The organism is Streptomyces sp. P5F9 (genome assembly GCF_057961495.1).
Map to the genome: position 1 here is coordinate 26493 of NZ_JBXVPZ010000042.1, position 9965 is coordinate 36457.

The 9965-nt window shown below is 69.7% G+C and carries 10 protein-coding genes; 1 reads left to right on the top strand and 9 read right to left on the bottom strand.

Going from position 1 to position 9965, the window contains the following annotated elements; all coding sequences use genetic code 11:
• Positions 1 to 10: 10 nt before the first annotated feature.
• From AC31A1_RS10565 to AC31A1_RS10590, 6 genes are all read right to left on the bottom strand, one after another.
• Positions 11 to 694 (bottom strand): response regulator, encoded by a 684-nt coding sequence (locus AC31A1_RS10565; protein ID WP_489653015.1) that lies wholly within the window; start codon positions 692 to 694, stop codon positions 11 to 13.
• Entirely contained in the window at positions 691 to 3243 is a 2553-nt protein-coding gene (locus AC31A1_RS10570; protein WP_489653016.1) for a sensor histidine kinase, read from the bottom strand. Before AC31A1_RS10570 ends, AC31A1_RS10565 begins: the two co-directional genes overlap by 4 nt.
• A gap of 152 nt (positions 3244 to 3395) precedes the next feature.
• Positions 3396 to 4571, bottom strand: a complete 1176-nt coding sequence (locus AC31A1_RS10575; protein ID WP_489653017.1) for an alginate lyase family protein — start codon at positions 4569 to 4571, stop codon at positions 3396 to 3398.
• A gap of 157 nt (positions 4572 to 4728) precedes the next feature.
• On the bottom strand, positions 4729 to 5484 hold the full coding sequence (locus AC31A1_RS10580; RefSeq protein WP_393753268.1) for a DUF3710 domain-containing protein: 756 nt from the start codon (positions 5482 to 5484) through the stop codon (positions 4729 to 4731).
• Between the two features lies 1 nt (position 5485).
• Complete coding sequence (gene dut / locus AC31A1_RS10585; RefSeq protein ID WP_489653018.1) at positions 5486 to 6001, bottom strand: dUTP diphosphatase; 516 nt, start codon at positions 5999 to 6001, stop codon at positions 5486 to 5488.
• Positions 5998 to 6582 carry a PaaI family thioesterase gene (locus AC31A1_RS10590; protein WP_393753270.1) on the bottom strand — a complete coding sequence of 195 codons (585 nt, stop codon included), beginning with the start codon at positions 6580 to 6582 and terminating at the stop codon, positions 5998 to 6000. Before AC31A1_RS10590 ends, dut begins: the two co-directional genes overlap by 4 nt.
• A 58-nt stretch (positions 6583 to 6640) precedes the next feature.
• Here AC31A1_RS10590 and AC31A1_RS10595 point away from each other — a divergent pair, with 58 nt between their 5' ends.
• Positions 6641 to 7105, top strand: a complete 465-nt coding sequence (locus tag AC31A1_RS10595; RefSeq protein ID WP_366493333.1) for a DUF3093 domain-containing protein — start codon at positions 6641 to 6643, stop codon at positions 7103 to 7105.
• 7 nt (positions 7106 to 7112) lie between these two features.
• Here the strand turns inward: AC31A1_RS10595 and AC31A1_RS10600 are convergent, their stop codons facing one another.
• The 3 genes from AC31A1_RS10600 to AC31A1_RS10610 all read right to left on the bottom strand — a co-directional run.
• Positions 7113 to 8030 carry a hypothetical protein gene (locus tag AC31A1_RS10600; RefSeq protein WP_489653019.1) on the bottom strand — a complete coding sequence of 306 codons (918 nt, stop codon included), beginning with the start codon at positions 8028 to 8030 and terminating at the stop codon, positions 7113 to 7115.
• A 13-nt stretch (positions 8031 to 8043) separates the two neighbouring features.
• Complete coding sequence (locus AC31A1_RS10605; RefSeq protein ID WP_005481602.1) at positions 8044 to 8340, bottom strand: DUF4193 domain-containing protein; 297 nt, start codon at positions 8338 to 8340, stop codon at positions 8044 to 8046.
• A gap of 395 nt (positions 8341 to 8735) precedes the next feature.
• A partial coding sequence (locus AC31A1_RS10610; protein WP_489653020.1) for a sensor histidine kinase occupies positions 8736 to 9965 on the bottom strand: 1230 nt, incomplete at its 5' end.

The window sequence follows — 9965 nt, forward strand, 5'->3', positions numbered from 1 at the left end:
ACCCACGGCCCTAGCGCTCGAACCGGTAGCCCATACCGGGCTCCGTGATGAAGTGCTGGGGATGCGCCGGGTCCGTCTCCAGCTTGCGCCGCAGCTGTGCCATGTAGACGCGCAGATAGTTCGTCTCGGTCCCGTACGACGGCCCCCACACCTCCTGGAGCAGCTGCTTCTGGCTGACGAGCCGCCCGGTGTTGCGCACCAGCACCTCCAGCAGATGCCACTCCGTGGGGGTGAGCCGTACGTCCCGCCCGTCCCGGTGGACCTTCTTGGCGGCCAGGTCGACGGTGAACTCCTCGGTCTCGACCAGGACGTCGTCCTCGCCGCCCCCGGTGGGCTCGGCCCGGCGCACGGCGGCCCGCAGCCGGGCCAGCAGCTCGTCCATGCCGAACGGCTTGGTGACGTAGTCGTCGGCGCCCGCGTCCAGCGCCTCGACCTTCTCGTCGGAGGAGTGCCGCGCGGACAGCACCAGGATCGGCACCCGGGTCCAGCCCCGCAGCCCCCGGATCACCTCGACGCCGTCCATGTCGGGCAGCCCCAGGTCGAGAACGACCACGTCCGGGTGGCGGGAGGCGGCGAGATCGAGGGCGGTCTTGCCGTCGGCGGCCGCGTCGACCTCGTACTTCCGCGCCTTGAGGTTGATCACGAGGGCCCGCACGATCTGCGGCTCATCCTCGACCACGAGGACCCTGGTCATGAGGCCTGCCTTTCCGGTTGTACGTCAAACACGTCATGCGCGCCTTCTACGATGCCGTCCGCCGCGCGGAGCGTGAGGACCATGGTGAGGCCGCCGCCGGGCGTGTCCTCGGCGTTCAGGGTGCCGTTCATCGCCTCGGTGAAGCCGCGCGCCACGGCGAGACCGAGTCCCACTCCGGCGCCGCGCGGGGCGTCGCCGTAGCGCTGGAAGGGCTCGAAAATGCGGTCCTTGGCCGCGTCCGGGACTCCCGGGCCCCGGTCGACCACCCGTACCTCGACGCGGTCGGCGATGGCGCTGGCGGACACCAGGACGGTTTCGCCGGGCGGGCTGTACTTGACCGCGTTCTCGACCAGGTTGGCCACTGCCCGCTCCAGCAGCCCCGGGTCGACGGCCACCATGGGCAGCGTCTCCGGGATGTCCAGTTCCGCGCTGCCTTCGGGGACCCCGCCCAGCGCCATCGGCACGACCTCGTCCAGGTCGATTTCGCGGATGATCGGCGTGACCGTGCCGGTCTGGAGGCGGGACATGTCGAGCAGGTTGCCCACGAGGTGGTCGAGCCGGTCGGCGCCGTCCTCGATGCCCTCCAGGAGTTCGGCCTGGTCCTCCTCGGACCACGCCACGTCGTCGGACCGCAGACTCGACACAGCCGCCTTGATGCCGGCCAGCGGGGTCCGCAGATCGTGGCTCACGGCCGCCAGGAGGGCCGTACGGATGCGGTTGCCCTCGGCGAGCGCGCGGGCCTGGTCGGCCTCCTCCCGTAGGCGCCTGCGATCCAGGACTACGGCGGCCTGGGCGGCGAAGGCGGCGAGGACCCGGCGGTCGGAGGCGGGCAGCACCCGGCCGGTCAGCGCGAGGGCCATGTGGTCGCCGACCGGCATGTCCACATCGCCGTCCTCGGGCCGCTCCAGCGGCGCTCCCACGCCGACCCGGCCGGCGCAGGTCCAGGGGTCCACGTCGCTCTTGCGCTCCAGCAGGGCGACGGACTCCATGCCGAAGGTCTCCCGGACCCGTTCCAGGAGCGCTTCGAGGCTGGTCTCGCCGCGCAGCACGCTGCCCGCGAGGAAGGACAGGATCTCGGACTCGGCGCGCAGTCTGGCGGCCTGCTGGGTGCGTCGCGCGGCGAGGTCCACCACGGAGGCCACGGACACGGCGACACCGACGAAGATCGCGATGGCGACGATGTTCTTGGGGTCGGCGATCGTCAGCCGGTGCAGCGGGGGCGTGTAGTAGTAGTTCAGCAGGAACGAGCCGAGGGCCGCCGAGACCAGCGCCGGCAGCAGCCCGCCGAGCAGCGCCGCCGCCACCGTGAGCGACAGGAACAGCAGCATGTCGTTGGCGAGCCCGAGATGGACGGCGTTCAGCAGCAGCGCGAGCCCCACCGGCCCGATGACCCCGACCAGCCACCCCGAGACGATCCGGGCCCGCCCGAGCCGCGCGCCCCGGGACACGGGCAGCCCGCGCCCCTTGGCGACCTCCTCGTGCGTGACGATGTGGACGTCCAGGTCGGGCCCCGATTCGCGGGCGACCGTTGCGCCCACTCCCGGCCCGAAGACGTACTGCCAGGTCTTGCGCCGCGAGGAGCCGAGGACGATCTGCGTGGCGTTCACCCCGCGCGCGAAGTCGAGCAGCGCGGCCGGGATGTCGTCGCCGACGACGTGGTGGAAGGTGCCGCCGAGGTCCTCGGCGAGGGTGCGCTGGAGGGCGAGTTCCTTCGGGGAGGCCGAGGTCAGGCCGTCGCTGCGCGAGATGTAGACGGCCAGCACCTCGCCGCCGGCCCCCTTCTCGGCGAGCCGCGCGGCCCGCCGTATCAGCGTCCGTCCTTCGGGGCCGCCGGTCAGTCCTACGACGATCCGCTCACGGGAACCCCAGATCGCGGAGACCTGGTGCTCGCTGCGGTACTCCTGGAGGTACTCGTCGACCCGGTCGGCCACCCACAGGAGCGCCAACTCCCGCAGGGCGGTGAGGTTTCCGGGCCGGAAGTAGTTCGAGAGGGCCGCGTCGACCTTGTCGGGCTTGTAGATGTTGCCGTGTGCCATGCGGCGGCGGAGCGCCTGTGGCGACATGTCGACGAGTTCGATCTGGTCGGCCCGGCGGACGACCTCGTCGGGCACGGTCTCCTGCTGCCGGACCCCGGTGATCGACTCGACAACGTCGCCGAGCGACTCCAAGTGCTGGATGTTGACGGTGGACACGACGTCGATGCCGGCCGCGAGGAGTTCCTCGATGTCCTGCCAGCGCTTGGTGTTGCGCGATCCCGGGATGTTGGTGTGGGCGAGTTCGTCCACCAGGGCGACGGCGGGGGCCCGGCGCAGCACGGCGTCGACGTCCATCTCGGTGAAGACGGTCCCCCGGTAGGCCAGCTCCGCGCGCGGGACCTGCTCCAGGCCGTGGAGCATCACCTCGGTGCGGGCCCTCCCGTGGTGCTCCACGAAGGCGACCACGCAGTCGGTGCCCCGCTCCACCCTGCGGTGGGCCTCGGACAGCATGGCGTACGTCTTGCCGACGCCCGGTGCCGCGCCGAGGTAGATCCGAAGCTTGCCGCGTCCCATGGCCTCATTGTCTTCCCGTCACAGCTCTGTACGCAGCGTCGACCTTACGGCCAATAAGTCTGACAAATGGGATGACGGGCACGGTGCGGAACGTCTTTGACGCAACCCTGATGCCCGTACGGCACGGTACGGGCATCAGGGCGCGGCGGTGCTCAGTTGGGGTTGTCGCCGTGGGTGAGGGTCTCCCAGGCCACGAAGAGGTTGTTGCTGCCGGCCGGGCGGTTGTTCAGGGTGAGCGTCTGGGTGTTGGTCATCGCGATGCCCAGGCGGTTGTGCAGGGCGTTGTAGCCGACCTCGGTGACCGGCCCGAGCCCGAGGGTCAGCGACCCGCCGCACAGCCAGCTCGGCACGGCCGTCCCCAGCTGGTACTTGGCCTGGAACCCGAGCGCCTGCCGCAGCCGCTCCCCCACGTCGGTGCCGTAGAGGTCGGTGCCCTGGATCCGGCTGGTCTCGGCGACGTGCGAGATCGACGAGAGACCGTACCCGGTGTGCGTGAAGTCGCGGCACGTCTCCTGGGTGAGCCCGGTGACGAAGGTCGACTGGCCCTGCCAGTAACTGACGATCTTCGCCGTGGTGTCGAGGTTCTGGCTCGGCACGGTCTTCGGCACACTGCCGTCCGAGGCGAGGTAGATGTACGCGGCCGTGCGTGTCCGGAAGATCGCCATGGCCTTGTCGTACGACGTCTTGTCCTCCAGGAAGACGGAGATGCCGACGGCGGCGTCCATCATCGTCAGCTCCCAGTTCCCGTTGGAATTGGAGCCGTTGATGATCTCGGGCAGGTAGACGTTGCGCAGCATGGTCGCGAAGCGGGCCGAGTTGGTCCACGTCCCGGTGTACGTGTACTTGATGATCTCGGCGGCCTTGGGCCAGGACGCGCCGGCCCAGCCGGTCTGCAGGGGCGCGTTGCTGTTGGTGTGGCTGGTGATCGTGGCCGACCAGGCGTCCATGATCTCGATGGCCTTCTGGGCGTAGCGCGCGTCCTTGGTGATGTACCAGGCGAGCGCGTCGGTGTAGGCCGCGATCGCGTCCTCGCGCTCGTCGGTGCAGCCGTAGTTGGGGTTGGAGTACGAGCCGCACTCGACGACGGCTCTGGGCTTCGGGGTGTGGGTCAGGCTCGCGTAGGAGCTGGCCATCATCTGGTCGTAGGCGCCCTTCCAGGGCTGGGCGCCGGCGAGGACCTCGGTGCGGGCGAAGTCCAGCTGGCTCCGGGAGACGTCGACTCCGGGGTGGACGAAGGTGGCGGGGGCCGCCTGGGCGGCGGTGCCGGGCTGGGCGAAGAAGCCCAGGACCAGGGCGGTGACGACGGAGAGCAGGGCAGCGCGGCGCACGGTGACTCCGTTCTCGTATGTGAACACAGAGCACCCTCATGAACTTGGGCGTTGAGCCGAGACCATAGGTACGGACCAATGAGCCGTCAAGAGTGCGCGCACGACGAAGGGCCGCACCCCGCGAGGGATGCGGCCCTTTTTCGTCTGTTCCGGCCCGCTAGCGGATCTCGGTGACCTCCGGCCCGCGCTGCAGCTGGCCCATGCCGCCGGAGAAGCGGGAACCCGCCTCCTCCTGCTGGACGCCCTCAGGAACCATCTGGGCGTCGTTCGGCAGCTTCAGGACGATCGGGTCGCGGGGCGCCATCGGGCCCTCGCCGCGCACGACGACCGTGTCCCGGAAGATCTGCTCCAGCAGCCCGGCCGCCTGCGGCTGCACCGCGCCCTGCCCGGAGATCACCCCGCGCAGGAACCAGCGCGAACCGTCCACACCGACGAACCGCACCACCTGGAAACCGCCCGTGCCGTCCGGCAGTTGCACCGGAACCTGCGCGCGCAGCTCCCAGCCCAGCGGCCCCTCGACCTCGTCGACGATGCCGCCCTGCTGGGTGATGCCGCTGGCGATCTCCTCGCGGACCTCACCCCAGATGCCCTCCCGCTTGGGAGCGGCGAAGGCCTGCAACTGGATGGCACTGTCCTTGAGGACCACGGTGGCGGCGACGATCGCGTCACCCGCGACCTCGACCCGCAGCTCCATGCCGTCGACTCCCGGCACGAACAGACCGCCCAGGTCCACCCGGCCCTCGGCGGGGTCGCCGACCTCCGAGTCGTCCCAGGGTCCGTCGGGGCGGGGCTCCGGCTCAAGCTTCACGCGCTCGACCGACTCGTCCGCCTCAGTGTCGACGTCGTCGACGACCTGCTCGGCCTCGCTCGCCGCGTCCTCGGCGGCAGTGCCCTTCTTGCGACGTCCGAACACGTCACTGTCCTTCCCGGTCGGATACGACCGAAGCGTATCGATTCCCACCCGTGGTGCCGCCCACGGCGGCGTGACCGCCGGTGGACCCGAAGCCCCCCTCGGCCCGCGCCGATTCGGGAAGTTCCGCGACCTCCTGGAAGCGGACCCTCTCGACCTGCTGGACGACCAGCTGGGCAATCCGGTCGAAGCGCTCGAACCGAACCGGCTCGTACGGGTCGAGATTCACCACGATCACCTTGATCTCCCCACGGTACCCGGCATCAACCGTCCCCGGGGCATTCACCAGGGCAACACCGCAGCGGGCGGCGAGCCCCGAACGAGGGTGCACGAAGGCCGCGTACCCCTCGGGGAGCGCGATAGACACCCCCGTGGGCAGTACGGCCCGTTCACCCGGCTTCAGTTCCCGGCTCTCGGTGGTCCGCAGATCGGCTCCCGCGTCACCGGGATGCTCGTACGACGGAAGCGGTACGTCCGGGTCGACGCGGCGGATCGACACGTCCAGCGGGCTACGGCTCACGGGTTCACCTCGAAGGCACGGGTACGCCGGACCTGGTCCGGGTCGTCCATGGCGGCCCGGATCTCCTGCGGGCGGCCGTTGTCGATGAAGTGGTCGACCTTCACCTCGACGAAGAGGGCGTCGGCGCGCACGGCGAGGGGCCCGTCGGGGCCGCCGATGCGTCCGGTGGCGGTCGAGTAGATCTTCCGGCCGGCCACGGCCGTCACCTCGGCCTCCAGGTACAGCACGGTGTCCACGGGCACCGGCCGGACGAAGTCCGTCTCCAGGCGGCCGGTCACGGCGATCGTCCGCAGCAGCCAGTTCAGCGAACCGAGGGTCTCGTCCAGCGCGCTGGCGAGCACCCCGCCGTGCGCGAGGCCCGGGGCGCCCTGGTGGGCGGCCCGCACGGTGAACTCGGCGGTGATCGTCACGCCCTCACCGGCCCGCGCCTCCAGGTGCAGCCCGTGCGGCTGCTCGCCGCCACACCCGAAACACTGTTCGTAGTGCGCACCGAGCAGCTCGCCCGGCGCGGGCGCGTCAGGGTGCCGCACCGGTTTCACGGCGTCGGACGGAGGCTTAAGAGCTGGAGAAGTACCACTCACAGCCGCAGACCTTACCCGCGCGTCGGTATGTTCCGGACACCGTGCCAAGCTTGGCTCCATGCAGCTTTCCGCCTCCCCCTACGACGAGCGCCTCACCGCCCCCCGTTCGTGGTGGTTCATCTCGTTCCTGGTGGGCGTCTCCTTCGCCCTGATCCTGCTGCCCTTCGGCACCCTGCCGCTGCTCGGCGGCCTGGTCGGCGGCACCGCGGCCGCATCCGTCATGGCCAGCTCCTACGGCTCGCTCCGCATCCGGATCGTGGGCGACCAGCTGATCGCGGGCGAGGCGAAGATCCCGGTGACGGCCCTGGGCGAGGCGGAGATCCTGGACCCGGAGGAGGCGCGTGCCTGGCGGACCTACAAGGCCGACACCCGCGCCTTCCTGCTGCTGCGCTCGTACATCCCGAGGGCACTGCGCGTCGAGGTCACCGACCCGGACGACCCGACGCCGTACCTGTATCTGTCGACCCGTGAGCCGGAGCGGCTGGCGGAGGCGCTGAAGACCGCGCGGGCGGCAGCCGTCTAGGACCTCTTCAGCGACCGAGTTCCTTCGGGATCTCGCCCATCCGGAGCGGGTCGGGCGGGGTCTCCAGGGGCGGCAGTTCGGGCAGCGCGTCCCACGGGACCTGGGCCTTGCGCAGGTCCTTGCGGATGCGCTCGGCAAGTTTCTTGGTGTCCCGGCGGTTCATGACCGCTCCGACGGCGGCGCCGACCATGAAGGGCATCAGGTTCGGCAGGTCGCGGACCATGCGTTTCATGATCTGCTGGCGCAGCTCGCGCTTCATGTGGCCGTTCAGCGCGGCGCTCATGGTCGACGGCTTGGTCACGTCGATACCGCGCTCTCCGGACCAGGAGTTCAGATACGTGGTGCTGCGCTGCCGGAGGTCGCCGGGCGGACGGGCGCCGTAGACCTCGTAGAGCTCGGCGATCAGCTTCAGCTCGATCGCGGCGACGCCGGTGATCTCGGCGGCCAGTTCGGTGGGCATCGCCGGCGGCACCGGCAGCATCGCCGCGGCACCGATTCCCGCGCCGACCGTCGACGTCGCGTTGGCCGCGCCCGCCACCAGTTTGTCGGCGAGCTGTTCGGGGCCGAGGCCCGGGAACTGTCGCCGAAGCGCCTGAAGGTCCCGTACGGGGATCCGCGGGGCGATGTCGATGATCCGGTCGGCGAGGTACGCCAGACCGGCCCTGGCCCGGCTGCCGCCCTTACGGACGCCTTCCCTGGCCTTGTCCCGGATCACCGCCGCCCGTCGTCTGGCGACGGGGGCGGCTGCGGGAACGCCCGCCGGCACCGGGAGGTCAGCCCGGTCGGCCGCCGGTTCGAGCGAGGCTGATCCAGGTTCGGATGAGCCCCGCTCGTCGTCACGCGCGCCATGAGGACCGTCTGTCGGCCCTTCGTCCGCTCCCGGCTGGAGGGAGCGGCGCTTCCAGGGTGGGGTCGAGCCAGTCACGGCCGACCCCGCCTCAGTCGCAGTCGCGGCAGATCGGCTGGCCGTTCTTCTCGCGGGCCAGCTGGCTGCGGTGGTGCACCAGGAAGCAGCTCATGCAAGTGAACTCGTCCTGCTGCTTGGGCAGCACCCGGACGGCCAGCTCTTCGTTCGAGAGGTCCGCTCCGGGCAGCTCAAGGCCCTCGGCGGCCTCGAATTCGTCGACGTCCACTGCGGAAGTCGACTTGTCGTTCCTACGCGCCTTGAGTTCTTCAAGGCTGTCCGAGTCGACGTCGTCGTCGGTCTTGCGTGGGGTGTCGTAATCCGTTGCCATGTCGCGCTCTCCCCCTCTGGGTGTCTGCGGTGTCTCCAGCGCACGTAACGCGTGAGAGGCCGGACTTGTGCCCGACCTGAGGCGGAGATTTTGCCTCACATCAAGGTCTGTTACTCAATCGACACCCAACCGGACCCCTCAAGAGTGATCGGCTTGGATGGCGAAGGGGACCGTACACGGTCCTCGTGCCGCTCTTCAAAGGCACCTCATCGTGTACTTCCCGTGATCAAGACCCCCGAAAACCCGGATTTTCCCGGCTTTCCGACAGGGTGCATGATCACGGAGAGTAGATGCCCCGAAAATCGCGCTTGTGATCGATCACACACGGGGCTGCCGGAGAAGCGGCCAGAAAATTCCGCGCAAAGCGAACATCCTCGTGTGTCGGCGACATGATCTCAGATGGGCAGGGTGACTCGCATCACGAGTCCACCCCCCTCACGCGGCTGCGCCGAGATATGGCCACCATGCGCGCGCGCCACGGACCGCGCGATCGACAGGCCGAGGCCCACCCCCTTGTCGCTGCCCGTCCGCTCCGTACGCAGCCGCCTGAAGGGCTCGAAGAGGTTGTCGATCTCGTACGCCGGGACCACCGGGCCCGTGTTCGAGACGACCAGCACCGCATGGCCGTGCTGCACCTCGGTGGTGACCTCGACCCAGCCGTCCTCGGGAACGTTGTAGCGCACCGCGTTCTGCACCAGGTTCAGGGCGATGCGCTCCAGGAGGACGCCATTGCCCTGGACGACCGCCGGTTTCTGTTCGCCGCGGATCACCACACCCTTGGCGGCCGCCTCGCCGTGCACCTGGTCGACGGCCTGCTCGGCGACCTCGGCGAGGTCGACGGGCTTGCGCTCGACGATCTGGTTGTCGCTGCGGGCGAGCAGCAGCAGACCCTCCACGAGCTGCTCGCTGCGCTCGTTGGTGGCGAGCAGCGTCTTGCCCAGCTGTTGCAGTTCCATGGGGGCGCCGGGATCGGACAGATGGACTTCCAGGAGCGTGCGGTTGATCGCGAGCGGCGTTCTCAGTTCGTGCGAGGCGTTCCCCACGAAACGTTGCTGTGCGGTGAAGGCTCTCTGCAGCCGCTCCAGCATCTCGTCGAAGGTGTCCGCGAGTTCCTTGAGTTCGTCGTCCGGGCCGTCCAGCTCGATCCGGCGGGACAGGTCCGAGCCGGCCACCGCGCGGGCGGTGCGCGTGATCCGGCCGAGGGGGGACAGCACCCGGCCCGCCATCGCGTAACCGAACGCGAAGGCGATGATCGCGAGGCCCAGCAGGGCCAGCAGCGAGCGGCTGAGGAGGTTGTCCAGGGCCGCCTGGCGCTGGTGGTCGATGCACTCGCTGATCGCGGCGTTGAACTGGGCCAGCGGGATGTTGCTCGCGTTGTTCACCGCGGTGCAGCTGTCGCTGGTGACCTTGATCGAATCGCCGTCGACGATCTTGAACAGCGGTTCGTTGCCCGTGTTCAGCGCCTGGGCGGCGAGCAGGTAGATGATCGACAGCAGCAGGATGCCGGCGATCAGGAACATGCCGCCGTACAGCAGCGTGAGCCTTATGCGGATGGTGGGGCGCAGCCAGGGGAACGGCGGTTCGGGCCTTCTGGGGTCCCACGTGGGCTTCGGGGGCGCCTGGGG

Bases quoted from the DNA above. Each gene is read 5' to 3' on its own strand.
- AC31A1_RS10570 (WP_489653016.1), bottom strand. From the start codon at position 3,243: ATGGGACGCGGCAAGCTTCGGATCTACCTCGGCGCGGCACCGGGCGTC.
- AC31A1_RS10605 (WP_005481602.1), bottom strand. From the start codon at position 8,340: ATGGCAACGGATTACGACACCCCACGCAAGACCGACGACGACGTCGAC.
- AC31A1_RS10565 (WP_489653015.1), bottom strand. From the start codon at position 694: ATGACCAGGGTCCTCGTGGTCGAGGATGAGCCGCAGATCGTGCGGGCC.
- AC31A1_RS10595 (WP_366493333.1), top strand. From the start codon at position 6,641: ATGCAGCTTTCCGCCTCCCCCTACGACGAGCGCCTCACCGCCCCCCGT.